20 protein-coding genes are annotated in these 25,580 nt (G+C 47.6%); 10 read left to right on the top strand and 10 right to left on the bottom strand.

Annotated elements, in window-relative coordinates; genetic code table 11:
- Nucleotides 1–34: 34 nt before the first annotated feature.
- From LRL21_RS04320 to LRL21_RS04295, 6 genes are all read right to left on the bottom strand, one after another.
- Complete coding sequence (locus LRL21_RS04320) at nt 35–868, bottom strand: carbohydrate ABC transporter permease (RefSeq protein ID WP_240414531.1); 834 nt, start codon at nt 866–868, stop codon at nt 35–37.
- Nucleotides 865–1,743, bottom strand: a complete 879-nt coding sequence (locus LRL21_RS04315) for a carbohydrate ABC transporter permease (RefSeq protein WP_240414530.1) — start codon at nt 1,741–1,743, stop codon at nt 865–867. Before LRL21_RS04315 ends, LRL21_RS04320 begins: the two co-directional genes overlap by 4 nt.
- An 86-nt stretch (nt 1,744–1,829) precedes the next feature.
- Nucleotides 1,830–3,128: an ABC transporter substrate-binding protein gene (locus LRL21_RS04310; RefSeq protein WP_240414529.1), complete on the bottom strand. Its 1,299-nt coding sequence runs from the start codon at nt 3,126–3,128 to the stop codon at nt 1,830–1,832.
- 99 nt (nt 3,129–3,227) lie between these two features.
- Nucleotides 3,228–4,790 carry a response regulator gene (locus LRL21_RS04305; RefSeq protein WP_240414528.1) on the bottom strand — a complete coding sequence of 521 codons (1,563 nt, stop codon included), beginning with the start codon at nt 4,788–4,790 and terminating at the stop codon, nt 3,228–3,230.
- Complete coding sequence (locus LRL21_RS04300) at nt 4,771–6,549, bottom strand: histidine kinase (protein ID WP_240414527.1); 1,779 nt, start codon at nt 6,547–6,549, stop codon at nt 4,771–4,773. Before LRL21_RS04300 ends, LRL21_RS04305 begins: the two co-directional genes overlap by 20 nt.
- A 321-nt stretch (nt 6,550–6,870) precedes the next feature.
- Nucleotides 6,871–8,835: a glycoside hydrolase family 127 protein gene (locus LRL21_RS04295; RefSeq protein WP_240414526.1), complete on the bottom strand. Its 1,965-nt coding sequence runs from the start codon at nt 8,833–8,835 to the stop codon at nt 6,871–6,873.
- A gap of 253 nt (nt 8,836–9,088) precedes the next feature.
- On the opposite strand from LRL21_RS04295, the gene LRL21_RS04290 reads away from it, so the two are divergent.
- Entirely contained in the window at nt 9,089–9,340 is a 252-nt protein-coding gene (locus LRL21_RS04290; RefSeq protein WP_240414525.1) for a hypothetical protein, read from the top strand.
- A gap of 190 nt (nt 9,341–9,530) precedes the next feature.
- Here LRL21_RS04290 and LRL21_RS04285 read toward each other — a convergent pair whose 3' ends face one another.
- Together LRL21_RS04285 and LRL21_RS04280 are read right to left on the bottom strand one after the other, a co-directional pair.
- On the bottom strand, nt 9,531–10,658 hold the full coding sequence (locus tag LRL21_RS04285) for a YheC/YheD family endospore coat-associated protein (RefSeq protein WP_240414524.1): 1,128 nt from the start codon (nt 10,656–10,658) through the stop codon (nt 9,531–9,533).
- A gap of 142 nt (nt 10,659–10,800) precedes the next feature.
- The gene (locus tag LRL21_RS04280; protein ID WP_240414523.1) at nt 10,801–12,006 is read right to left on the bottom strand and encodes an aspartate aminotransferase family protein; all 1,206 of its coding nucleotides are present in this window, start codon (nt 12,004–12,006) and stop codon (nt 10,801–10,803) included.
- Between the two features lie 186 nt (nt 12,007–12,192).
- Between LRL21_RS04280 and LRL21_RS04275 the strand changes: the two genes are divergently transcribed.
- The 6 genes from LRL21_RS04275 to LRL21_RS04250 all read left to right on the top strand — a co-directional run bounded on the left by LRL21_RS04275 (nt 12,193) and on the right by LRL21_RS04250 (nt 21,172).
- Nucleotides 12,193–13,362 carry a glycosyltransferase family 4 protein gene (locus tag LRL21_RS04275; protein ID WP_240414522.1) on the top strand — a complete coding sequence of 390 codons (1,170 nt, stop codon included), beginning with the start codon at nt 12,193–12,195 and terminating at the stop codon, nt 13,360–13,362.
- Nucleotides 13,363–13,525: 163 nt separating this feature from the next.
- Nucleotides 13,526–14,182 carry a chromate transporter gene (locus LRL21_RS04270; protein ID WP_240414521.1) on the top strand — a complete coding sequence of 219 codons (657 nt, stop codon included), beginning with the start codon at nt 13,526–13,528 and terminating at the stop codon, nt 14,180–14,182.
- Nucleotides 14,183–14,212: 30 nt separating this feature from the next.
- On the top strand, nt 14,213–14,749 hold the full coding sequence (locus tag LRL21_RS04265; RefSeq protein WP_240414520.1) for a chromate transporter: 537 nt from the start codon (nt 14,213–14,215) through the stop codon (nt 14,747–14,749).
- A gap of 282 nt (nt 14,750–15,031) precedes the next feature.
- Nucleotides 15,032–19,246 carry a WIAG-tail domain gene (locus tag LRL21_RS04260; protein WP_240414519.1) on the top strand — a complete coding sequence of 1,405 codons (4,215 nt, stop codon included), beginning with the start codon at nt 15,032–15,034 and terminating at the stop codon, nt 19,244–19,246.
- A gap of 132 nt (nt 19,247–19,378) precedes the next feature.
- A complete protein-coding gene (locus LRL21_RS04255; protein ID WP_240414518.1) occupies nt 19,379–20,173 on the top strand; it encodes a DeoR/GlpR family DNA-binding transcription regulator in 795 nt (264 codons plus the stop codon).
- Nucleotides 20,174–20,200: 27 nt separating this feature from the next.
- Nucleotides 20,201–21,172: an ROK family protein gene (locus tag LRL21_RS04250; RefSeq protein ID WP_240414517.1), complete on the top strand. Its 972-nt coding sequence runs from the start codon at nt 20,201–20,203 to the stop codon at nt 21,170–21,172.
- 154 nt (nt 21,173–21,326) lie between these two features.
- Here the strand turns inward: LRL21_RS04250 and LRL21_RS04245 are convergent, their stop codons facing one another.
- Together LRL21_RS04245 and LRL21_RS04240 are read right to left on the bottom strand one after the other, a co-directional pair.
- The gene (locus LRL21_RS04245) at nt 21,327–21,926 is read right to left on the bottom strand and encodes a TetR/AcrR family transcriptional regulator (protein ID WP_240414516.1); all 600 of its coding nucleotides are present in this window, start codon (nt 21,924–21,926) and stop codon (nt 21,327–21,329) included.
- A 3-nt stretch (nt 21,927–21,929) separates the two neighbouring features.
- A complete protein-coding gene (locus LRL21_RS04240) occupies nt 21,930–22,673 on the bottom strand; it encodes an SDR family oxidoreductase (RefSeq protein WP_240414515.1) in 744 nt (247 codons plus the stop codon).
- A gap of 300 nt (nt 22,674–22,973) precedes the next feature.
- Between LRL21_RS04240 and LRL21_RS04235 the strand changes: the two genes are divergently transcribed.
- Genes LRL21_RS04235 through rfbD form a run of 3 tightly spaced genes read left to right on the top strand, consistent with a single transcriptional unit; the run spans nt 22,974 to nt 25,578 of the window.
- The gene (locus LRL21_RS04235) at nt 22,974–23,699 is read left to right on the top strand and encodes a sugar phosphate nucleotidyltransferase (protein ID WP_240414514.1); all 726 of its coding nucleotides are present in this window, start codon (nt 22,974–22,976) and stop codon (nt 23,697–23,699) included.
- A complete protein-coding gene (gene rfbB / locus LRL21_RS04230; protein WP_240414513.1) occupies nt 23,696–24,715 on the top strand; it encodes a dTDP-glucose 4,6-dehydratase in 1,020 nt (339 codons plus the stop codon). The genes LRL21_RS04235 and rfbB overlap by 4 nt, the downstream gene beginning before the upstream one ends.
- Nucleotides 24,712–25,578: a dTDP-4-dehydrorhamnose reductase gene (gene rfbD / locus LRL21_RS04225; protein ID WP_240414512.1), complete on the top strand. Its 867-nt coding sequence runs from the start codon at nt 24,712–24,714 to the stop codon at nt 25,576–25,578. The genes rfbB and rfbD overlap by 4 nt, the downstream gene beginning before the upstream one ends.
- Nucleotides 25,579–25,580 lie beyond the last annotated feature (2 nt).

Raw genomic sequence — 25,580 nt, 5'->3', positions numbered from 1 at the left:
TCATATTCTTTTTCCATTTCCAGAAGTTCTTACACTACCCTTTTACAGAACCTGCTGTAATGCCTGCTATGATATACCGCTGCATAAACAGGAAAAACAGGATGATCGGTATAATCGCCATCGTCAACGCAGCCAGAGCCAAGTGCCATTCGTTGGTGTACTCTCCAAAATAGACGGAAGAGGCTAAGGGAATGGTTCGATTTTGCTTCGAGCTGAGTGTGATAAGAGGCAGCAGAAAGTCGTTCCATATCCAAAGAGAGTGCAAAATAGCAATTGTCGTTGTGATCGGCTTTAAAAGCGGCATCAGGATTCGAAAGAATACGCCTGCGGGCCCGCTGCCGTCGATAAGAGCCGCTTCCTCCAACTCCCGAGGAATGGACTTAATAAAACCGTGATACAGAAATAGCGCCAATGGTATTCCGAAGCCCCAATACATGATGATGATACCATGAAGCGAATTAATCAAGTGCAGATCCTTCGCAACTTTTACCAGTGGAATCATCATGGATTGGAAAGGGATAATCAAGGAGGATAGAATAGTAAGGAATATTATCTGGCTAACTCTGCCAGGGCGGCGAACCAATTGGTAGGCGGCGGCCGAACTGATCAGTAAAATTCCTGAGACGGATGTAACCGTGATTATTAGGGAGTTCATAAACACCCCAAGAAAGTTGATTTGCTTCCATACTACCGCGAAGTTTTTAAACTGAAATACGTGAGGGAGCGCCACAGTGGATGTTACAACCTCATTATATGTTTTAAACCCGTTGACAAAGGTCAAATATAAGGGAAAGAAGAAGGCTAGAGCAAGCACGATCAACGATAGCTCGAGCACCAATTTCCCTTTACCGTATCGGTCGTTGCTCATGCTTCGACCTCCCTGCGTTTCATTGCAGCCACCTGGATTATTGTGATGATAGCGAGTACAAGAAAGAATAAGACGGATTTAGCTGACGCGTAAGTAAACAGATTTTTTGTGAAGGCATCCAAATATATATGCAGCGCTAACGATTCCGTTGTCCCAAATGGCCCCCCCTTGGTGAGAGCAAAATTCAGGTCAAAGCCTTTAAATCCGTTTGAGATTGCCAAAAACAGGTTGATCGTCATAGCCGGACGAATTAATGGTAACACAACAAACCAAAGCTGCTTTAGACGTCCTGCTCCATCTATATCAGCAGCTTCCAGAATATCTTTTGGCACTCCTTGAAGTGCTGCTAAATATATAATCATGAAGTACCCGACGGAATGCCATATCGTTACCAATACAAGCGCCCAAAAGGCAAAGTTGGGGAGGCTAAGCCAGTTTTTCTGAAATAAGGCCCACCCAGTTGCGGCTCCAATCTCCGGAAACCATTGGGTGATAATAAACTGCCATATGAATCCGATAATGACCGAGCCAATGACATAAGGCAAGAAAAAAGCGGTACGAAGCAGGTTTTTAGTTTTTAGTGCAAGGTTTAACACCAGGGCCAGTGCCAGCCCAAGCAGGTTGAGCAAGATGGTGGTGACGATAACATACTTACTCGTGAAGATTAACGACTTTATAAAACCGGTATCGCTAAAAATCCTTTGATAATTGTCCCATCCAGCCCAACGAATGTCGCTGCTTATTCCATTCCAGTCTTGAAATGAATACAGGATCGCTCTTAGAAAGGGAATCAATATGATCAACGTGAAAATGATAACTGCAGGTGCTACAAAAACCGTATAAGTTAACAGCTGTCGAGTTTTTATTTTCGTCAAGTCCTTCTTCCTTCCTATCTTGATGTAGAGGAAAAAACGGTGCATAACCCTATTAGGAGGGTATGCACCGTCTTCCTAGTGGCTCGCTATTTTTTCACTCTTGCATTCCATATATTCTGTACTTCAGCCAATGCTGCTTCTTTATTCATTTGACCACCTACATAGGCTTGCAGCGGCTTCGCGAACTCTTGGTTCGAACCGGACGGCCAAAGCGTGTGTGCCCATGGAATGGTTTGGTTTTTCTCTACATAAGCGGTGAGGTCTGCAGCCAACGGGCCAAGATCCGGTGTCGTTTTCAAATCAGTGAATGCCGGGATCAGCTTAAAGGAATCAACCAGGTACTTTTGACCGTTTTGATGCAACCAATTCAGAAACTTCTTGCTTTCTTCCACGTTTTTAGAATTTTTGTTGACAACATAATAGCCAGGAACACCTACCGGCATTTTTGTATCGGACGCATTGTCATTCAGCGGAATAGAGAACATACCGATCTTGATATTCGGATTGATTTTTATGATGGAATCGATTACCCAAACTCCCTGCTGCATCATCGCTGTTTTGCCTGAGGAGAAATCGGCAACTTGATTATCGTAGCTTACCCCAACAGATTGCTCACCTTTACCGTATTTAACGGTCATATCCAAGACATCAAAGAAACCGTTCATGTTGACTATGTCGTTAACTTTAGCTTCACCTTTATTGATTTTTCCAATGGTCGCCACTGGTGCTTTCTCGTAAGCGAACGGTAGGTTGAACAAGTGCTGGCCGAGTGTCCACCATTCTTTATAAGCTTCGGAATAGGACGAAATATTTGCCGCCTTCAACTTTTCGTTTACTTGCTTCAGTTCAGTCAGCGTAGTCGGTACTTTATCGATGCCTGCTTTTGCAAACAAGTCTTTGTTATAAATAAATCCGTATCCTTCAATTGCAACAGGAAAACCAAGCTTCTTACCCTTCACTGTCATTCCCTCAATAGCAGATGGAGAAACTTTAGACATCCAAGGCTCGTTCGATAGGTCAGCGAGTCTGTCAGACCAATCTTCAATATCGGTGAATGCTTTGACCATGAATACATCCGGCTCTTCCCCAGAAGCAAAACGGGTCTTAAGCAGTGTAGCGGATTCTTTGGACACTTCTGCTTCAATGACTACGTTCGGGTTTTGCGCCATGTAATCAGCAGCCATCGCCTTTACTTTATCTGTGATTTCAACTTTAAATTGTATTAAACTGAGTTTCACCTTTTCTTTGTCTTTGGTTGTACTGTTGGTATTTCCGCTTGTTGACTTGTTAGCGTCTGTGGTTTGTGGTTCATTACCACCAGCGCAGCCTACAAGCGAAGTTAGGAGTAGTGCACTAACGGTAAACATAGATAGCGATTTTTTCATAAATCTTTGTTCCCCCTAAATAGAATATTTGTTATTTGAACTAATCCTACTTGCAAGTCAGTTAAAAAAACAGAGAATATCTTCGCCCAAAAGAGGAATCTATGAATCTCGCTGTTGTTTACGAAACTGCAAGGGGGAAATTCCATTTTGTTTTTTAAATACCTTACCGAAATAATTTTCGTCTGTGTATCCGAGAGAATTTGCCATTTCGGACACGGGCATTTCGGTATGGATAAGAAGTGATTTGGCTTTTTCCATCCGCAGTTCTATTAAGTAAGTCATTACGGTGGTGTTGTAAAGCTCCTTGAATTTTTTGGCAATATATTGGGGACTGAAACGGAATTGCTCGGAAAGCGTCGATAAAGACAGGTTCTCTTGAAAATGCCCATGAATATAATCGTGAATTGCTTGAATTCTTGAGTTACTGAATCCTTCGATCCCACTTTCTTCGATTAGCGCCCACCATTGTTGTATTAGTACCTTTTCCCATTCGTCCAAATCGCTAATCCACAGCGGTAAGAAAGTAATGGCCGATTCCCTGTGGGATAGTCGCACCCGGCTCGCTTGCTCCAAAAGCAAATTAGCTTCAATTGTGTGACCCTGCAGATCTTTTAATCTGAGGCTTCCGCGTATGCGCAACATTTGCGTGAAGGAGCGAATGATTTCTGCAGCATAGACCTTGTCTTCATTTTCCAAGGCTGTTTGAAGAAGCATTTTCTGATCCGTAAATCGAAGTTGTTCCTTGACTTGGTTTTTTGGGGGAGCAGGGAGCAGAAGCTCGTATTTCAACAGCGCTACCCTTGCGGCCCCGATCGAAGCGTTCAGTGTATCCGCATCCGTTTCGGTTTCGCATAGACCAATGAGTGCTTCCAAACCTAATGTAGACTTCCAGGCTTTCATCATCTTTTCCATATGGCGCCGATGTTCGTATTCTCCATTGTTGCCCTCGGCAGTCGTTAGCAAGAGCCATTGATAATCATCTAACCGACACAAATAATGAGATCCATAATTCTTCAAGGTTTCATGGGTGATGTTGTTGACAGCAAATAAAAACAGTTCTCCATCACCAAAAAAACGTTGATCCACCAATTTCATTTTGTTTTTTGGCAGCACCATGGCTACCCTGATATTGTTCATAGAAAACCCTATTTTATAGAACAAACTTCGCATTCCTTCATGAAAAGCGGCTTCACCCTTGAAATACGATGCTAATTTCTGCTCATCCAGAAGGGCATCAGCTCGGCGTATGCGATGCTTGGTTTCGCGTTCGTCCCGTAATGTGTTTTCCCGCTGTTTACAAGCAGCTATCGCTCGTTCAAGTGCTTGCTCCAAATCGTTCTTTCGAAATGGTTTTAGCAGATAATCCACTCCATTTGCTCGTATTGCCGCCCGCGTGTATTGAAAATCATCATACCCACTTACAACGATGATCTGAGTGTCCCAACCTTCTTCGCGAATTAAGCTCAGCAGCTTCATTCCATCCATTCCGGGCATACTCATATCACAAAACAAAACAGCGGGGTTATATAAACGAATCAACTCCATTGCCTGCGTTCCATCCTCTGCCATCAGCCGTTTAGAAACTCCAAACTTCGCCCAGTCAACGGCTAATTCGATACCTTCCCGTACATGTTCTTCATCGTCAGCTATCAATATCTTCAATTTCTTTTCCCTCCCTAGTAAGACAATCGATCGAAATTCGCAGCGAAATAACGGTCATTTCATAGGGTACACTTTGGATCTCCCAGTCAAATTCTTGACCATAATATAGACGCAGCCTTTGCAGTACATTGATTAGTCCGATCCCGCCTTCCTGCCCGGATTGAAGTTGAAAATCGGAGTATTCCCGATAGATTCGTTCAATGGTTTCGGGGTCCATACCCTTTCCGTTATCTATTATACGAATGCACAACACCTGATCCAGTTCCATACTGATGTGCAAAGTACCGGACCCACGACCTTTTTCAAATCCGTGAACTATACTGTTTTCAATTAAAGGCTGTAGAATCATCTTGGGGACAAGCACCTGGAACGCTTCGTTTGGACATGATAATGTATAGGACAATCTATTTTTAAAACGTCCCGTCTGCAAAGACATGTAGTGTTCAATATGCTTGATTTCCATTTGTAAGGTTACAGTTTCCGTCTTCAGGTCCATCGTGTATCTAAGGATGGCACCTAATTCAGCAATTTTATCATTGATCTCCTGGGAACCATGGCGAAGTGCCAGTGTTCCAATGGACTGCAGCGAATTGTACAGGAAATGCGGATTTATCTGTGCTTGCAGCATTTTTAATTGAGCTGTGGTTAATTCTATGCGATTTCGATATTCCCGGTTCATAAGGTCGTCTAAATTTTGAATCATAGTTTGAAAACGGACTTCCAACACGCCTAACTCGTCGTTGCGACCTGTCGTTAAATTAACGTGAAAATTACCGGTTTCTACTCGAGCAATACTGCGAAGAAGCCGTTTGACTGGCGAGATAGTCAGATACGACAGGACCGAGGCCAAGATAATAACAAAAGCGATCGCAATGAATTGAATGAAGAGTGACTGATTAAGTGTCCGATCGGCCGACTCATTGATGGCTGCGGTAGGTACAAATTTGACCATTGTAAGCGATAAATCCATATACTGATCTCTAACGTAAATAAAGACCCCTTCCCGACCGTCTAGCTTTCCCTTATATGATCCTTGATTACCTAACAAATTGGATTCCGAGGTACCTTCTCCTTTCCTAAGTTCTTCCCCTTCTCCAGAGGTATATAATAGCTTTAATTCTTTGTGTATATACAAAAAAACTCTATCCCCTGTTGAAGGTTTCGAATGGGAGCGGATGAGTATTCCGATTTCATCCAAACCTACATGAATAGACAGCAAACCTAATACTTTGGGACCCGGATAATCGACAAGCAGCTTATTCAAAACCAGAACTTTTTCTTTTCCCAGAATTTCTACTTCATATTTGCCGTATTCGTCCCAATTTTCTTCCTCGCTTTTTGGGATTAAGATATTAGAGGTTTGAACAGTCAGTCCAACGTTGGTACTCGTATATTTCTGTTCATTTAGGCTGCTTATATAGCGTACAGCGCGAAATTCGGGACGGTTCCTGTACAGGTTATCCACTTGATTGTTTATATATAGTATTTCAATGGGGAGAACTCTTGTAGATCTCAAATAATGCATAAGTGTCTGGTCCTGGTAGAAGGAAACAGAAACTCGATTCAAATCATGGAAATAACGCTTGACGTTTTCCATATTAATATTCATTAAATTTTGGTTCAACTCGATTACTTGATCCGCCATTGAGTTCGAAGTCGTATTATACGAAATGATGTTGGACAAGGAATAAGGGATTATAGCTGAGACCAGCATGCCTACCAACAATTTTGCAAACAAGCTTCTTTTGAGCCATATCATTGTACTTCTCCTTACTGTTTATGGGATTTGTATGGGTCAACACTTTAAACTGAATGATGCGTAACCTCATGTTACAGCAGAACTCCCTATCTGAAAAGTAATGCAGAAGAGCAGGTTATTATTTTTTATCAGTTTGATGTTGGAATATGGCCTGTGCCTAAACATTTTCAATCAAAGGCGCCTGCTCAATATATCAAAGACAGGGATATTCCGAGAAAGGTTATCCCTGATTGAAGTCAACAAAAAAAGCGGCGATGCAGCTGTCTGTGACAGGGACCGACGCTTGTTTGTATCTTAATTCGCAATTTCCAAAAATGACCGTTATTTCTTCCCGACCCATACCAGCATTTCCCCAGGTGCACGATTGCCCCATGCATAGTAAGGAACTGCCCGGAATGGAACAATCTCCTTGGCTTCATCATCACATCTGGCTTCGGCGCGTCGATACAAGCGGCCCTCCCAATTCTGAAGCGTGGAACGGCTGGCGGTACCTTCGAGAATGGTGATACCATTAAGCAGGGCTGCCTCATGGCGGGCCTTAGGCAATTCATTAAGGGACAAGCTCAAATCCCGCAAATTGGTGCTGTTATCGGTTTCCTCCAGGCAATAGACGATGGGGCCACGCTGCAAAGCGATTCGGCCGATATTGGCACGTACCTCGGGGTGAGCCTCTACAGCCTCCACGGGCATCTGCAAAATGAGCTCAATCTGATCATCGGGTGACCATGTGCGAGTAAGCCGTATATAACCTTTATTCACAAGTGGAGTGCAATCTATCGATTGACCATTAACCTTGACCTGGGCGTTGCGGCACCAGCCCGGCAGTCGCAGGCTGATGGAAAATTCGGCGACTCGCTCTGGGGATACCTTGATGGATACCGTTTCATCCCATGGATAGCTGGTCTGCTGCTGCAGCTCGATGTGTTGGCTTCCGATATTCAAACTGGCATGGCTTTCACCATACAGGTGAACGATTGCCTCTTCGCTGCCTTCGGCGTACATGTACTGCCCAAGCGAGGCAATTAACCGTGCGATATTAGGCGGGCAGCAGGAGCAGCCGAACCATTCCTGACGCTGCTCGGCGACCGCAGTTTTATTGAATTTCAAGGTGTTGAAATGATGGGCGGCAGGCAGCACCTCGAGATGGTTGGCGTAAAAGAACCGGCTACCATCCTGCGACACTCCGCTGATGGTACCGTTATATAAAGCGCGCTCCAGTTCATCCATATAGCGGCTGTCTCCACTTTGCAGAGCCATTCGATGTGCCCAAAATATTAATCCGATCGAAGCACATGTTTCAGCGTATGCGGTATCGTTAGGTAAGTCGTAATCATAAGTGAATCGTTCGTAATGATCAGTCGATCCGATACCTCCGGTAATGTACATTCGCTTTTCAACCATATGGTTCCACAACTGCTCACAAGCTTCATATAGCGAAGCGTCCTTGATTTCGGCTGCCAGATCAGCCACTCCACTGTACAAATATACCGCTCGGACGGAGTGGCCTTCCACCGTACGCTGTTCCCTGATAGGAAGATGTGCCTGATAATGATCGTAGGGTGCATATCCGGTTCGTGAAGGCTGCTTGCCTCGGTTCGCGGCTTCCTGATCAAAGAAGTGGGGCTGTTGTCCACGTTCGTCGACAAAAAATTGACATAGCTCTAAATAACGCTGCTCACCGGTTGTCCGGTACAATTTGACAAGAGCAAGCTCAATTTCAGGATGACCGTCATAACCACGGATTTGACCTTCATCGGGACCAAATACCGTATCGATATAGTCCGCATATCGGCACATGACATCCAAGAGCAGCCGTTTGCCCGTCGCTTCAAAATAAGCAACAGCCGCTTCGATCAAGTGTCCTGCGCAATATAACTCGTGACCATCCTTTAAATCCTTCCAACGATTGTGCGGCTCGACGACGGTATAAAAAATATTCAAATAGCCGTCCTCCTGCTGTGCCGCAGCGATCAGATCGATAGCGTCATCCACCTGACGCTCCAATTCGGCATCGGGGTGGGTAGTCAGACTGTAGGCTGCCGCCTCAATCCATTTGGCAATATCCGAATCCCAGAATCGGTGTGGCTGATTGGCGTCACCCTGCTTCCAGTCCAGCTTCCAGGCATTCAGTCTGCCGGTTGACTGACATTGCTCATATTGAATTTGCAGGGTGAGGTTGCGGTTGGTTTCTTGTCGCTGCAGCCAGAAGCCCCCGTCGATAGAAACTCTTTTTAATGGAACAGGTGTAATTTTGCGAATGTTGACAGCTTCATTGATCGTTGACAATGAAATTTCACTCCTTATTGTAATGAATCGATTTGTGAATAAAGAACAATAGTAATACCATTAGGATATCAATAGGGCGTCATGCTGTCAGTGGACGATTCATCAGAATAGGTGGAAAAAACCGACTATATAGGATTGATGGAGGAACGGCAGGATTTTGCAGGCAAATATCGAATTGTATAAGGCTGGGATACAAAGTATGAATGTTGACACAAAGCTGTACGAGGTTTTAACTTGAAGGGGAGAGACAGAATTGAATAACAATTTGCTGGATAAATATTGTGTGGATACGATCGGCTTCGCGGTTTCCAAGATTGGACTCATTAAAAAGGTGACCAATCGTACGATCCATGTGGATTGGGGCCATAAAGTGATGATTTATATAAACAAGGATTTCAGATGGGTGCCGTTAACCAAGGAAGAGATTGAAAAGAAATATAAAAAGAACAAGTTTACTGAGGATGCGCTGCGAAGAGCTGCAGCATTGGGGATAGTTATTCAATAATAAGTAAATGCCTATGTATCCAATAAAGTAAGGAAATATCGTCATCCTACTATGGCTGCTGAAGCAGCTTATTCAGTTGGAAGGACACGGAAATCAGTCGATGCAGTATATGACTTGATTTCCGTGTCTTTATGTCCGTTACGGGAGAGCTGGCGGTATCAGCAAGAAGGTCCTTTTACTTCCAGGACTTCTATATTTTTGGCTGATAGCTCTGTTTCCGACGTTCTGCCTCCGCTACCGCCAAACTACAATCCAGTAAATATCGTGCATACGCCATCGGATTGTCGTAGGTTGCTCTCCATTCCTGCAGCATACCTGCTTCACGAAAGCTGTAGCGTTGATCTTTGCCATTGCATTCGATTAGCATGGGAAAGCCTTCTATCGTAATTCCGACATCAAGTCCGAGATCGGCCATATGCGGCAGATGGCTGCCCAAATGCTCGGCCACCTTTAGTGAAAACTGCTCAATGCCTTTGATTACGGTCTTTGGCTGAAGGTGCGGATATTCTGCGATAAGAATGGGCTCCAGCCTGTAAACAGTTCCGCCTTGCGCGACATTGGTTAGAAAACAGCGTTTGGAAGCGACCTTCGCGACAATCCCGGTAACCTGCCACTGTCCCTTTGCTCCACGCTGCACGGAGACACGCAGGTCAAAGGGTAGACCCTCAAAGGTAGCAAGGGGGAGTCGCTGCTGCACGATATAACGTGCCCGCTGCAGTCTGCTGCGGAGCAGGAGTGGCAGTCGATTGCCTTGAAAAGTTAGCGTACGCCACGTTTTATTATGAATGCTTAATGATGCCGGATACGTAAGCTTCCAGCCTCGAGCTGTTTTTTCCAGCTTCATGACCCCGCGCCCGACACTGCTTTTGTTCGGCTTAATAATCAAATCATTATACAACTTCATCATCATGTTAATGTGGCTTATGGTTGCATCGTAGGTGATTGGAATGTGCGGACGTAAGCTCGGCTCCTTCATCAAAACATTTTGAATGTACAACTTTCCATAACGGTTCCATTGGTTAAACAGCTGTTTGCCTTCCTTGATCCATGAGTTAATTTGTCTAAATTGCTTGCGCCCGTTATAAATCGCACGATTGTGAATGACCTCAGGTACGGGTACGTTTTTGCGTATGAATTGTCCGCTGTCCATGACGTAAGCATTAACGGTTTCTGCACCCGGCTCTATATCGTCTATCCGGAAAAAGCAAGGGGTAAATCCATATTTGGCGCCTGCCTTCACATACAAGTGTACGGCTTCATACTTGGTTTTGCCTAAGGGGATGCAGCGATGCAGCTTATCATTCACGAGAATGCCCACACAGGGATAGGGCATGGTATCCACTCCCTCCAATGATTTGAGTTTCCCCTTAGTGTATGTGTAAGCGGACAGACCCGTTATGGACAGGTGCTGTAGGAATACAGTGGAATTTGACGAGTCTCTCTCTTATAGTGACCAGGTTCTAAAAAATGCTATCCAAAGCACCACAAAGCTGATTAAACATAAGGTCGATGTCGGTTGTGGACACGATTAAGGGAGGCATTAAACGAATGGTTAACGGATTGGGGGCGTTGATCAGCAAGCCCGCCTCCAAGCCCGCTGCAACCAATTCGGCGCCAACCGGCTCCGGCAGGTCAAAGGCTAACAGCAATCCCTTGCCACGAATGTGCTTCAGGTTATACTTGTCCTCAATTTGATGCAATCGTTCCACAATATAACGGCCCTGCTGCTGTGCATGAAGCGAAAGCTCCAGACGAATCAGCTCTTGAACGACGGCCTTCCCCACCGCCATAGCGAGCGGCTGTCCAGTGTAAGTTCCACCTTGATCCCCGACAGCAAAAATATTAAAGGCTTCCTTGGTCAGCATAGCCGATAGTGGAAATCCGCCACCTATGCCTTTGCCTAATGTCATCACATCCGCTTGAACCCCATAATGCTCATAGGCAAACAGCTTGCCTGTCCGGCCGAATCCGGTTTGTATCTCGTCAAAGATCAGCATGATGCCGGAGTCGTCGCAAATTTTGCGAAGCTGCTGCACATATGCCACTTCAGCCTCATGGACGCCACCCTCACCTTGAACCAGCTCCAGCATAATAGCACATGTATTGGGAGTGATTGCAGCCAGACAAGCTTCCAGATCGTTCAAGGGAACATGCTTGAAGCCCGGTATTTTGGGCGCAAATAGAGGCTCCCACTGCTGCTTGCCAGTTGCCGACATCGTTGCCAGTGTACGTCCGTGAAAACCATTAATGGTAGTAATAATTTCAAAAGCGCCGCCACGATGAATCGAGCCGTGTTTTCTGGCAAGCTTGATGGCTCCTTCATTGGCCTCAGCGCCGCTGCTCGTAAAGAAAGCCCGGTCATAACCAGTGAGGTCGGTTAAGAGCTTGGCAAATTGAATCATCGGTTTGTTGTAGAAGGAGGGACTGGAATGAACCAGTGCAGCCGATTGCTGCGTTAGGGCGTCCTGAATAACTGCGGGAGAATGACCCAGACACGTAACCGCCCAACCCCCGACAAAATCCAGATAGCGCTTTCCATCTGTGTCCCATAAATACATACCTTGTCCGCGCTCCATCACAAGCTCAGGCCTTACTGCGGTTGATAAAATCGAGGTATTTGCAGCTGCCAGTAAAGCTGCAGTGCTCATATCAGTTTGTATACCCATACCTATCACTCCTTTTCAATAATGAATTATTATACTTATAAATGAATAAATATACAATAATAAAATCGTTATCCTTTGCATGATGACTACGCTGCCGTGCCCGTGGTTTGTGGTGATGAATACACTGGTGTAATTGAAGCTGGCCAACGCTCGTGAGGCAGATTTCACTAAATTAGGAGGATTTCCATGAAGGCACCTGTCATTGCGATCATTACACCCGGGTCATTCGTAGTGCCCTGTGCGACGAGCAGCTCGGTAGAGCTTGTGGTCGAGCAGGTAGCACGTCGGGTGACAACTGAGGTGTGTCCAGTTATTTTTGGCAAGCAAAGTCCGGATATGCCGGGCTCAGAAATGGTGGATGGAGTTCAGTATATTCGGGTGCCGGCCCGTTCTCCGGTTGGCTATATATCGCAGGTTAGCCAAAGGCTGAAGGGACTTCGTCCATCCCTGCTGCAGGTGGAGAACCGTCCTCGGTTTGTCCGTTATTTGCGCAAGCGGCATCCACAGGCGGTTATTTGTCTTGTTTTGCATTCGACTACTTACATTTCGAGTCCTCATATTAGTCGAGTGGAGCTGCAAAGCTGTCTGAGAGCTGCTGACTACATCATGGTCAATAGCCGTTTTATGAAAGAGCAGCTTATTCATCTAGCACCGAGCATTCGCAGGAAAATAAGGGTGAATTACCTGGGCGTAGATACGCAACAATTTACTTCCCGTTGGTCTGCCGAGGGATCGGCACGAAGACAGCAATCAGTGGATCAGCTCGGTTTGGGCGGTAAAAAGGTCATCTTGTATGTAGGGCGTTTACTTCGGATGAAGGGTGTTCATCATTTGCTGGAAGCCATGCCGGAGGTTGTGAAGCGGGTACCTAATGCGGTTCTGTTTGTGGTTGGCAGCGCTTTTTACAGTTCCCACAGGACTACCCCCTATGCCAGAGGGCTTAAGCGCAGGGCTGCCAGACTGAGGGCTTCTATTCGATTCATTCCATACGTGCCGCATACGGGGATTGCCGATTGGTTTCGTCTGGCTGATGTGCTGGTGGTGCCCTCGGGGAAAAATGAAGCTTTTGGATTGGTAAACGTAGAGGCAATGGCTTCAGGTGTTCCCGTCGTGGCGACACATGTTGGGGGAATGAAAGAAATTATTGACCATGAGCGAACCGGATTAAGCATTAAACCTGCACACTTGAAAAGTGAACTGGCACCTTCTATTGTCAAGCTGTTGACACACCCGGAATGGAGTCGAGTCTTGGGCGAAGCGAGTGTACGCAGGGTTCATGAGCAATTCACGTGGGAACGAACAGCAGAAAGATGGCTGAAATTTTATAGAGAGCAAATAAATGTAAAAATGAAATAAAGTCCCTGTGTAAATCAGAGTATTCCCCTCTTCAAAGACGAATATTCGTTATATAACCGGATCTTTTTAAAAGCAGAAGAAACTTTTATACTATAGTTTATTCCAAAAAGAAATTAAGTGTTGTATAATGAATATAGAAGCTAAAGACAGGGGATGCTGCGACATGACTAACAATGAGCAGAAGTTGACAACTGTATTAGGGCAAATTTTTTGGTCCTTTTGCAAAATCAGTCCAATCTCTTTCGGCGGCGGCTATGCGATGATTCCGGCTATTGAGAAAGAAGTTGTTGAACAGCGTAAATGGATGGACGAGGAAGAAATAAGCGGTGCCTTGTCGATTGCCGGATCGGCTCCAGGTGGCATTGGTGTGAATGCGGCTACGATCATTGGGTATCGAGTGGCTGGACTCAGGGGAGCCATTGCAGCCATTATAGGTATCGGACTACCGACCTTTATAATTATGATGGCGCTGGCAATTGGTTACACTACCGTGGAGGACTCTGTGAAGGCTTCGGCTGCTTTTGAAGGCATTCATTCGGCCGTCGTCGCTTTCATTGCGGTTGCTGGCTGGCGAATGCTAAAGTCAGCGGTTCATGACAAATCGACACTGATTATCGTAGCAGGTGCACTGGCCGCGTTGCTGTTTACCTCGATCCATCCCGCTTTGCTGCTGCTGATCGGAACGATTGCGGGTATTTGGATATTTAAAATGAAAGAAAAGTTCAAGGATGTACCTCCACCAACGAAGACTGGCGGAAGAACTGCACCTGTACCCGGTCCGATCCAAGCCGGCCAATATATTTGGGGCGATGGGATTTAGTCGGATGGCTGAAGGGAGGGGACAGCATTCATGCTGTGGACATTATTGGTTACTTTTTTCAAAATAGGGCTTGTCTCGTTTGGCGGCGGTTATGCCATATTAAGTGTGATTGAGCGGGAGGCTTTAGCCCAGCAATGGATGACCTCCGTAGATTTTGCCCAAGCTGTAACCTTGGCCGGAATGGCGCCGGGTCCAATTGCTACGAATAGTGCTGTACTGATTGGGTACAAGGTTGCCGGGATTCCTGGAGCGGCGGCGGCAACAATCGGCATGATTTTACCTTCATTTATTATCATTATCGCTCTGGCACTGTTCTTTTTTAAAGTAGGTCGGGAACGCTTGCTCTCCATGATCTTTTATGGCTTGAAACCGATGGTGGCAGCGCTTATCGTCTATGCGGCGTATCGAGTAGGCACCAACGGACAACCACTGCTTGGGATCAATGGACATACACTGGCTGTGCTGCTGATTTTTATTTTTGCCATGATTGGAACGATGAAGTATCACTTGCATCCGCTTGTCGTATTGTCGGTTTCGGCGTTGATGGGGATTGCTTTTTTTATGTAAGCGTTGGTGTTAGTATGACCGGACTCAGAGCTGATTATTACTGACTGATCGTATAATCGGCGTGGTACAAGCTTGCTTAGATAAGCTATAGGAGAGGTGTGGGTTTATTAATCCATGCCTTTTTTTTATGGAAATTTTCAGATGAAGCTCCCATCTACAGCTCATTGCTGCGCCTATTTTTCCATAGGCGATGACTTCCTTCTGGGTGAATGCATATGTTACAAAAGACTACTAAATGCGGTGCCCAACATGAAGCATTACCAAAACGGGAGGAAGTGCAGGATGAAGAAGCCAACTAGCCGTGGTTTAAGTAAGAATAGACTGCTGCAGAAAAAGAGCGGGGCTTATATTAATGAACTAAAATGGCTGGACGATGTTCAGGAAGCGGATCGAATTAAGAAGTTGCAACCAGCAGATAGTGTGGATGTTACGATCAGTCGTACCCAACATTCTCAGCAGGTTAACCAAACTGATAAGGAACCTCTTATAAAAGTGGAAAAATCACAAGTGGAGAAACCACGGACTGACAGTGTACCCTTATTGTTAACGCGTAAGGCTGCTGACGGAGCAGGCAGCGGAGGCATTATTTACACGGACGATTTGGCTGAGGAATCGGTTACCGCTGAGAAGATTGCGCGGAATGCGATTGAGGGCAGTAAGGTTAAACGCGGTGCTATTGGAAACGAACAGCTGGCTGATTATGCAGTGACTGCCGCTAAGCTTGGGGATCGCAGCGTGACTCAGCAGAAGCTGGGACTGCGAGCGGTTACCGAGGAGCATATTGCATCCTTTGCTATAACGGGAGACAAGATTCAGGAGCGAGCGATTGGAGGTGAAAAGCTGCAGGATAACAGCATCACCTCTGAGAAGCTGGCAGATAAAACGATTGATGCCATGAAAATTGCCGAATATTCGATTCAAACCAAGCATTTGGCTGAGGAAGTGATTACTGGCGAGCTGATTCAAAACCAGTCGATCACATCCGAGAAAATTAAAAGCGGTACGATTCAGGCTACGAATCTGGCCAATTACATCATCAATACGGCAAAGCTGGCAGATTTGTCTGTCACTACAGAGAAGCTGCGTGATCATTCGGTAACGGCAAGTAAAATAGCGGATGGCGAAATTACGGCAGTGAAGCTGGGCAAGCAATCCGTGACAGAGGATAAGCTGGCAGCCTGGAGCATCAGTTCGGACCATTTGCAGTCCAAATCTGTTTTGCATGAGCATCTGGCCAACGGCGTCGTGCACAGTGATTCTATTGGTCCCAAGCAGGTAATTGGCGAGCATATTCTTGGCGGTGCCGTGACGAGTGAGCACTTGCGTGATCATACGGTAACCTCCGAGAAGCTGGCGAAGCAATCGGTGGGTGGTATACATCTACAGGATATGGCGATAGAAAAAAAACATCTTCAGCCTAAGAGTGTGGAAGCTCAGCATTTGATAGATGGCGCGGTAACCGCAGGCAAGATTGCTCCACAAAGTGTAGGTGAGGAGCAGCTAAGTGTGTCATCTGTAGGCGCAGATAAGCTGAAGGAGCAAGCTGTCACTTCGGCAAAACTGGGAAGAAAGGCTGTTACCGGTGAACATCTATCCGGCAATGCGGTAAGCAGCGGACACATTGCTGAGAAAGCGATACAGGCGCTTCATATTGGGTTGCTTGCCGTGGGTAAAGAGCATTTGCAGGATCAGTCCGTTGTGACGGCAAAGCTGCAGGATCGAGCTGTAACTTCGGAAAAGCTGGCAACAGGCTCGATCCAGCATCAGCATATTCAGGAGGGTGCTGTCCTATCCGGGCAGCTGGCTAATCACAGCATTACGACCTCGAAGCTCTCCAGTGAATCGGTATCGACGGATAAGCTGACTAACTTATCGGTTACGACGGCAAAGCTGGCGCAATCGAGTGTGACGTCGGATAAACTTGGCCGTGAATCGGTGCTTAGCGAGCATATTTCTACTGGAGCGATTCAATCTACCCATTTATCAAAGGCTGCTGTGAAAGCCGTTCATTTGGCGACAGAAGCGATAACTCGTGAGAAGCTGGCAGATCGAAGTGTGACCGCTGAAAAGCTGGCTGAGGGTGCCGTGACCAGTGCACATTTGAGCGAAGCCTCAGTGAAGGCGGCTCAGCTCGCTGATGGTGTTGTAAGTACGGTTCATTTGAGCGCGGGTGCAGTGAAAAGCGACCAGTTGGCAGAGGGTGTGGTGGTAAGTCGCCATTTGGGAGCGGGCGCTGTTAGTGGGCGCGAGCTTTCCTGGGGTGCAGTTAGTGGAGTTCATATCGCTGCGAATGCAATTAATACGACACAGCTGCATGCACAGTCGGTGACTGGAGCCAAGCTGGCACGTGGTGCGGTGGAGACAGAGCATTTGGCTGACGGTGCGGTGGGCAGCGACCAATTGGCAGAGGGAGCTGTAACAAGCCTTCAGTTAGCTGATGGCGCAGTTGGCAATCGTGAGCTGGCGCATGGAATTGTTAGCAGTAAGCATCTTGGCGAAAGAGTAATAGGTACGGATCAGCTCCAAGAACAAGCGGTAACAGGGACAAAGCTGGCGCCATGCTCAGTGGAAGCTGTGCATCTCACTGCGGGTGCCGTGAGTGGTGAGCAGCTGGCTGACGATGCTGTAGCGAGTCGTCATCTGGCGGAAGGCGCGATAGGCGGGCGCGAGCTGGCATTGGGTTCGGTAAGGGGCGATCATCTGGCGCTGTATGTGATTGGAACAGCACATTTGCAGGAGCAGGCGGTAACAGGAGTGAACCTGGCACCAAGTACAGTAGAAGCCGCTCACTTGAGTGCTGAAGCGGTGGGAAGTGAGCAGCTGGCTGATGGTGCCGTAACGAGCCGTCATCTGTCTGCAGGTGTTGTGAGCCGTCGTGAGCTGGCGTGGGGCGCAGTGGGCAGAGCCCATATTGCTGATGAAGCCATCGGCACGGCGCAGTTGAACGATGAGGCTGTGACCGGAGCTAAGCTGGCACCGGGAGCAGTTGAAAGCGCACATCTATGCGCGGAAGCGATAGGAAGTGAGCAGCTGGCCGAAGGTGCGGTAGCAAGTCGTCATTTAGCTGCAGGAGCGGTAAGCGGGCGAGCGCTTGCCTGGGGTGCGATTGGCGGTCCGCATATCGCTGAGGAAGCGATAGGAGCTGCCCAGCTGCAGGAGCATTCGGTTACGGGAGCTAAGCTGGCATGGGGCGCTGTAGGTGCCGCGCATTTGGCTGCTGGTGCTGTAGGTGAAGAGCAGTTGGCCGAAGGTGCAGTGGCGAGTCGACATCTGGGAGCAGACGTGGTCAGCAGCCGTGAGTTGGCACGGAGCGCAGTCGAGACGAGGCATATTGCTGACGAAGCAATCGGTACGTCGCAGCTGCAGGAGCAAGCTGTGACTGGAACCAAGCTGGCATTCGGAGCCGTGGATACGGTGCATCTGAGTGTCGGGAGCGTGGATAGCGAGAGGTTGGGTGCTGGTGCTGTAACGAGTCTTCATCTCGCACTTGAAGCTGTGAGCAGCGGGCACATTGCTGAAGAGGCAATAGGAACAGCACATCTGCAGGAGCATTCGGTGACAGGAGCGAAGCTGGCATGGGGAGCCGTAGAGGCAGCTCACCTGAGCAATGGAAGTGTGGGTAGTGAGCAGATCGCTTTAGATGCTGTGGCCAGCTGTCATATTGAAGCTGGTGCGATAATTGGTAAGCATATTGCGGAGGGAACGATTGACACTGAGCAGTTGGTTGATCAGGCAGTGACAGCTGCTAAGCTGGCTCCGAGTGCAGTGGACTCTGTGCATCTGAATACCGCTTCGGTTGGCAGCGCGCATTTGGCTGAGCATGCGGTGACAAGTCGCCATTTAGCGTATGGTGCTGTAGGAAGCGAGCAGTTGAGTAACGATACGATTGATGGCCTCCATATTAAACAAGAGTCGATCTCAGGCTACCACCTGCTTCCTGGGAGTATAACTTCGATACACTTGGAAACCGGACTGGTAGAAAAGCTGCTGTTAGCGGCAGCCTCGAGACTTCAAGCAACGGCCGTTCAGCCATTGGATACAGAAGCTGCGGAAGCGGAGGTTGTGGATACAACTGACGAGACGTCCGATGTGATGATTGCAAGTGGAGAGGAAACAGACTTTGTCGACACAAATGCAGTAGATGTAGAGTTTAGTGAAACAAGTACAACCGAAGTAGAGTTTCCGGATGCAGCCTCAGCTGAGATTTTGAATACAAGCCCGGTCGCATCCACCAAACCCGCTGCTCCTACGCAGCAATTCGGTATATGTTCCTTTCTGATGCGCGTAGAGGAAGAAACCATAGAAATCCGGGTGCATTTCGATGAGCCATTTGTCGATGAGCAGTACGCGTTAGTCGTCACAACGGATCAAACCAACAGCTATGGTGTCATTCAACAAAAACAATGCGATAGTGCTATCATCCAGATCGTTCGAAGCCGTTATTCTCCTCAGTTGGAGGGAGTTGTGAACTGGATCGCGGTTGGTCGAACCTCATAAGTCGGTTGTGCCCATAATCAGCAGCGCTTTTAAAGGCTGCTGATTTTTTTGGTCATTATCGTGATTGAAATTATCATAATAAACCCCTATACTATCAACATAGATGATGGATATACAAGGAGAGGGAAAGGGATGAGCGAACAGGATCTATCCAAAGGCGAAGAACGGCGCAGCAGGATTATGAATGCTTTAAAAGCTCATGGCCGGCTGACCATTCAGGAAATAATCGAAAAGTTTCATTGCTCGGAAGCGACTGCACGCCGGGATTTGGATGTTCTGGTGAAAAAGGAAGGGATCATCCGTACGATCGGCGGCGCACAATGGGAAGGCTTTACAGGACATCGTGAAGCGTCCTTTCAGGAAAAAAAGCAGCTGCTCTGGTTGGAAAAGGAAGCCATAGCTGCTACAGCGGCTGCTTTGATTGAGGAAGGCGACGTGATCGGATTATCTGGTGGAACGACGACCTTTCTTATCGCCAAAGCGATTAAAAACAAAAGGAATATTACCGTTGTCACCAATGCTGTCAATATTGCAATGGAGCTTGCTGACAGTGAGGGTGTACAGGTGGTTTTAACAGGTGGTGTGATGCGAAAAAACAGCTTTGAGCTGTGCGGACCGCTTGCAGAAAAGGTCATTGAGGATTTGAACATCGGTAAAATGTTCCTGGGGGCCGATGGCTTATCATTGGAGCATGGGATTACGACTTACTCCGAGCTGGAAGCCCAGATTGGACGCTTGCTGTTGAAGCGCTCCAGAACGAAGATTGCCGTGCTTGATCATTCGAAGGTCGGCAAAGCCTCATTGTTCGGCATAGTTCCGCTATCCTCGCTGGATATTTGTGTGACCGATGCTGTTCTGGATCCAGAGCTAGCTTCAGCTTTGGAACAATCGAACGTGACTGTTTATTTGGCTGATCAACATACATAGCCATAACTATGGGAAAGGTAGTGAAGGATGGATTTTTTAATAGGAATCGATATTGGAGGCACGAATGTTGTATGCGGCTTGACCGACGCCTCCGGCACATTACTGCATAAAATCAAACAGCCTACAGAAGCGCTGCGGGGCAGTGATTATGTATTTGACAAAATAAAATGTATGGTGGACGAGCTGCTGGCGCTTGGTGGCATTCAGCGTGAAGCGGTGAGGGCTATCGGTGTCGGAACGCCGGGTTTTATTGATCCTGATAAAGGAATAACCCTGTTTGCCGGGAATTTGCGTTGGACCCAGGTCCCTACAGCCGAAGAGATTCGTAAACGTACAGGAATTCCTACCTTTATTGATAATGATGTCAGAATGTATGTGTACGGTGAAGCGGTTTGTGGTGCTGCACAAGGTTATGAGCATGTGCTCGGGATTACGATTGGAACGGGACTTGCTGCGGCTGTCATGAACAAGGGTAAGCTTTATTATGGTGGCGGCTATATGGCGGGTGAGCTGGGACATATCATTATGCCGGAAATTCCTTATACTTGCGGGTGTGGAATGCGCGGCTGTCTGGAAACGGCAGTGTCCGCCACGGGTATTGCCCGTCAGGCACAAGAGCTGGTTCAGAGTGGCAGACCCAGCATACTTCGGGAATGGATGGAGGCCGCACCTGACAAGAGCATTGCGGCGGCCGATGTATCCAAAGCCTATGATCAGCACGACTCGCTGGCTGTTGAGGTGATGAACCATACGGGCATGCTGCTTGGTAAAGGACTGGCGAATGCCGTGACCCTGTACAGTCCCGACGTGATCGTGATTGGTGGTGGTGCTGCGCTGGCGGGTGAACGCTTGTTTGCGCCAATGCGGGAGCAGCTGCAGCAATCGGTATATCATGGCTATTGGGAGCGGCTGACGATTGTTACGGCTGCAATGATAGATGATGCCGGAATCGTCGGAAGTGCGATGTCTGCAGGCAGCAGAGCAATGGCAGATACTTGAAGACGGCAAGAAATCCAGACTCTGGAATGATCTGTAACTAACCTGTTGAAGCCATTTTCATTGTCGGTACCGGTATCATACAAATAGGCTATCCGTTAACAGTAGCATACATCACTGTTTGGATAGCCTTATTTTTATGGGTGCTCCCTAAAGCTTACAGCTTCATATCTTCACGAACAATTCCTGCAAGAATGAGCTGCCAGACCAGCTCGAAATCATCCTGTTTGGTAACGGCATTCCACTCATAAGCATGGGCGGGATGATGGAAGCGCACAGTAGCCATGAAGATAGCTCTTGCTGTCGCCCCCGGCTCTCCGCTTTTAAACATCTGCTTATTCATGCCTTGCTGGACAATTCTTGACAGTTGTGTGATCAAATATTGCAGATGATTCTCGATCAACTCGGTACCTTGTGAAGTGACCGCAGTATAGATGACGAAGAGTTCAGGATCCTCTGCCGCCGATTGCTGTTTGCTTTTAATTAAAGTTTCAAGCCAGATACGCAGACGTTCTTGCGGATTGCCGTCCTGCTGTATGGAGATCGCTTCAAGTGGAAGGGAGAGCCGATGCAGCCAGCGCTCGGTTACGGCTTCCAGCAGTGCCGCTTTACTTGCAAAATGGCGATACAGGGTACCATGACTGACACGAAGCACCTTGGCGACATCGACAACGTTAGTTTTATCCCCATAACGCCGCAGCACCTGCTCGGCCGTATCCAAAATCGTTTCCTTGCTTAACGTAGATTCAGTGGTCATGACTTACACGAATCCTCCGTTAACCCTGATCGTCTGACCGGTCATCCAGCGAGTTTGCTCACTGGCCAGAAACAGTACTACATCGGAGATATCCTTCGGTTCACCCAAGCGTCCAAAAGAGTTCATTTTTACTATCGCATTGATCTGCTCCTCTGACTTGCCTACCGTAAACAGCTCTGTATTGACGGGTCCGGGAGCAATAGCATTGATGGTAATGCCTTTGGGGCCGAATTCCTTGGCCAGCTGCCTGGTGAATTGCTCGACTGCACCCTTGGTGCCTGCGTACACGCTGTACGCTGGGAACATGGCGCCTGCAACCGAGGTCGAGAAATTGATAATCCTTCCGCCTTGCTTCATGTGAATGGCAGCCTGCTGGCAAGCAAAAAAGGTGCCTTTGACATTAATGGCAAACTGTTTATCAAAATCGGCTTCAGTCACCTGCTCAATGGGTTTCGTAATCATGATTCCTGCATTATTGACCACAATGTCTATCTGTCCGTACAGCTCGAGAGCGCTGCGGAACAGCAGCTCCACTTCCGCAACCTGACTGATATCCGCTTGAACTGCCGCTGCTTCGCCGCCATTCTGTTTGATTGCAGCAATAACCTCGTCCGCAGTTGCTTTGTTACTTGAATAATTAACGATAACCTTGGCCCCGAGCTCCGCAAAATCCTCCGCGATTTTCCGCCCGATTCCTCTGGAAGCACCTGTGATCAGAACGACCTTGCCTGCTATTTCATTGCTCATGATACATCTCCTTCGATTCGTTATATGGGACTTTGAATACATGTAGTATATACAATAGGTGGACAAAAATCAAATGACAATATCACAATTTTGTCATTTTGCAATTTTCATAGATTCATTCATTTCTTTCTGGTGCTGATCGGCTTCGTATGCTCTTCATTTACAGCGGCTGAGCCTGCCTTTTGGGGACATGTTGCTTATTTTTCCGGATGCCTCGGCAGGAGTCCATGTGTTTCTCTGCTTCAGGCATATGTTGTTAGAGGGTGTCTTGCAAAATGGTTTCAAGAAAGGGGTAGATCCATGAAAGGGGTTATTTTGGCTGGGGGATCAGGTACGCGGCTAAGACCTATGACGAAGATTATTAATAAGCATTTGCTGCCTGTGGGGCCCTTTCCGATGATTCATTATGCGATTTCCAAAATGGCTGAGGCGGGGATCAAGGACATTATGCTGGTTACTGGTAAACAATCGGCAGGATTATTTATGGAATATATCGGCAGTGGCAGCGGCTGGGGGGTGCGTCTCACCTATAAGCTTCAAGAGGAAGCCGGAGGTATTGCTCAGGCACTGGCACTCGCTGACGGGTTTATTCAGCCACAGGATAAGTTTGTGGTATTGCTGGGCGATAACTTGTTTGAGGATGGTTTGGAATCAGCAGTACGGATGTTTGCAGAGGCGGAGCTGGGGAGCGCCATGGTTTTTCTGAAGAAAGTTGCGGATCCCCGTCGATATGGCGTTCCTGAGATGAGAGGAGACCGAATTACAGCTATAGAGGAAAAACCGGCATATCCCAAATCGGATTATTGTGTGACGGGCATTTATATGTATGATTCCAGTGTCTTTGACAAGATTCAGGAAATTCAGGCATCGGAGCGCGGGGAACTGGAGATTACCGATGTGAACAACCGATATGCGGCACATGGAATGCTAACCTATCGTCTGCTGAAAGGCTGGTGGACCGATGCGGGGACGCACCGATCACTGCTTGAGGCCAGTATATGGCTATCGGCAAGTGACGGTTTATGAGGCTATTGGTCACCGGTGGCATGGGATTTATTGGTAGCCGATTTTTGCATTATTGGTTGGAAAAGCATCCGCAGGATACCGTTGTCAATCTGGACCTGTTAACCTATGCCGGTAACAGCCACAATGTTGCAGATATTCGGGAGCTGCCTGGTTATTTGGAAATTCGCGGCAGTATTACGGATGCTCATCTTGTGGAGCGGCTTATGGCTGAGGAGAAGATCGATACGGTAGTTCATTTTGCTGCCGAATCTCATGTAGACCGAAGTATTTTGGACCCGCAGCGGTTTATCATGACGAATGTGCTTGGTACCCAAACACTGCTCGAAGCCGCGAAAAAGCATACGGTCGGCAAGTTTGTGCATATTTCCACGGATGAGGTATACGGAACGCTTGGCGATCAGGGAAGCTTTAATGAACGGACGCCTCTTGCACCGAATAGTCCATACTCGGCAAGCAAAGCAGGCTCGGATCTACTCGTACGTGCTTATTATGAAACGTATGGACTGCCGGCAGTCATCACACGCTGCTCGAACAACTATGGTCCATACCAATTTCCTGAGAAGCTGATTCCGACGATTATTACGCGTGCCCTACAGGATGAAGCTGTGCCCGTATATGGTGATGGACTGCAAATTCGTGATTGGTTGTTTGTGGACGATCATTGTGCGGCTATCGATCTTGTGATTCACGGTGGCCGCTCAGGAGAAGTCTACAACATCGGCGGCAGCAGCGAAAGAACCAACCTCGTTATGGTCAAGCGGATTTTGCGGGAGCTGGGAAAATCGGAGAAGCTGATCCGGTTCGTGCCCGATCGGCTTGGTCATGATCGGCGATATGCGGTGGATACGTCAAAAATCCGCAGGGAACTGGGCTGGAAGCCGATGCATACTCTGGATGAAGGGCTGCTCCTCACGCTTGACTGGTATAGAAGCAATGAATCCTGGTGGCAGGGTATTCTTGATGGAACGTATCAATCGGATACTTTCCACCCTGACAAGGATGGTGACAGTTCGTGAAAATCGTGATTACAGGAGCGGGCGGGCAGCTGGGCCATGATTTGATCCGCGCTTTGTCACCAACCCATGAGCTTCTGCCGCTCTCCAGAGAGCAGCTGGATGTTACGGATGAGCTGGCCGTCAAGCAGCAAATAATGGCGTATTGTCCGGATGTGATTATTCACGCTGCTGCGTTTACCCAGGTTGATCTGGCCGAAACGATGCTGGATAAAGCTTATGCTATCAATTCCACAGGAACACGTAATGTTGCATTGGCTGCACATCATTGTGCTGCCAAGCTTGTTTATATCAGCACGGATTATGTGTTCGATGGAACCAAGGCAGGAAGCTACACAGAAATGGATCGAACCAATCCGCTGAGTGTGTATGGAAATTCCAAGCTTCATGGGGAAAAGTTCGTGGAAATAATCAACCCGCGTTATTTTATAGTGCGCACCTCCTGGTTGTATGGCAAACACGGGAGCAATTTTGTGACGAAGGTGCTGTCGATGGCGGATCGGCAGTCCAGACTAACGATGGTTCACGACCAAACCGGTTCTCCAACCTATACGTTAGACTTGGCACGATTCGTAGGGGAATTGATGGTAACTGAGAAATACGGCTTGTATCATGTGTCCAATCAAGGCTGCTGCAGCCGCTACGAGTTTGCCGAGGCTATCCTGCAGACGGCTAATCGAACAGATATTAGTCTGGAAGCCGTAAGTGCCTCGACCTTCTCGCTGCCTGCGCTACGGCCTGATAATTCCGCTTTCGATGATTTGGCGATCCGGCAAAACGGCTTCTCCCGCATGCGGGAATGGAAGCTGGCACTGCAGGATTGCATTCAAAATGATATCCAGTATGTGAGGTCAAATGAGGGGTGATA

It is taken from the genome of Paenibacillus periandrae (assembly GCF_022458865.1).
In the GTDB taxonomy this organism is placed as follows: domain Bacteria; phylum Bacillota; class Bacilli; order Paenibacillales; family NBRC-103111; genus Paenibacillus_S; species Paenibacillus_S periandrae.
This window is presented reverse-complemented; position numbering and strand designations above follow the sequence as displayed.

Coding starts and splice junctions, on each gene's coding strand:
- LRL21_RS04320 (WP_240414531.1), bottom strand. CDS start 868: ATGAGCAACGACCGATACGGTAAAGGGAAATTGGTGCTCGAGCTATCG.
- LRL21_RS04310 (WP_240414529.1), bottom strand. CDS start 3,128: ATGAAAAAATCGCTATCTATGTTTACCGTTAGTGCACTACTCCTAACT.
- LRL21_RS04300 (WP_240414527.1), bottom strand. CDS start 6,549: ATGATATGGCTCAAAAGAAGCTTGTTTGCAAAATTGTTGGTAGGCATG.
- LRL21_RS04280 (WP_240414523.1), bottom strand. CDS start 12,006: ATGGGTATACAAACTGATATGAGCACTGCAGCTTTACTGGCAGCTGCA.
- LRL21_RS04275 (WP_240414522.1), top strand. CDS start 12,193: ATGAAGGCACCTGTCATTGCGATCATTACACCCGGGTCATTCGTAGTG.
- LRL21_RS04270 (WP_240414521.1), top strand. CDS start 13,526: ATGACTAACAATGAGCAGAAGTTGACAACTGTATTAGGGCAAATTTTT.
- LRL21_RS04265 (WP_240414520.1), top strand. CDS start 14,213: ATGCTGTGGACATTATTGGTTACTTTTTTCAAAATAGGGCTTGTCTCG.
- LRL21_RS04260 (WP_240414519.1), top strand. CDS start 15,032: ATGAAGAAGCCAACTAGCCGTGGTTTAAGTAAGAATAGACTGCTGCAG.
- LRL21_RS04255 (WP_240414518.1), top strand. CDS start 19,379: ATGAGCGAACAGGATCTATCCAAAGGCGAAGAACGGCGCAGCAGGATT.
- LRL21_RS04250 (WP_240414517.1), top strand. CDS start 20,201: ATGGATTTTTTAATAGGAATCGATATTGGAGGCACGAATGTTGTATGC.
- LRL21_RS04245 (WP_240414516.1), bottom strand. CDS start 21,926: ATGACCACTGAATCTACGTTAAGCAAGGAAACGATTTTGGATACGGCC.
- LRL21_RS04240 (WP_240414515.1), bottom strand. CDS start 22,673: ATGAGCAATGAAATAGCAGGCAAGGTCGTTCTGATCACAGGTGCTTCC.
- LRL21_RS04235 (WP_240414514.1), top strand. CDS start 22,974: ATGAAAGGGGTTATTTTGGCTGGGGGATCAGGTACGCGGCTAAGACCT.
- rfbB (WP_240414513.1), top strand. CDS start 23,696: ATGAGGCTATTGGTCACCGGTGGCATGGGATTTATTGGTAGCCGATTT.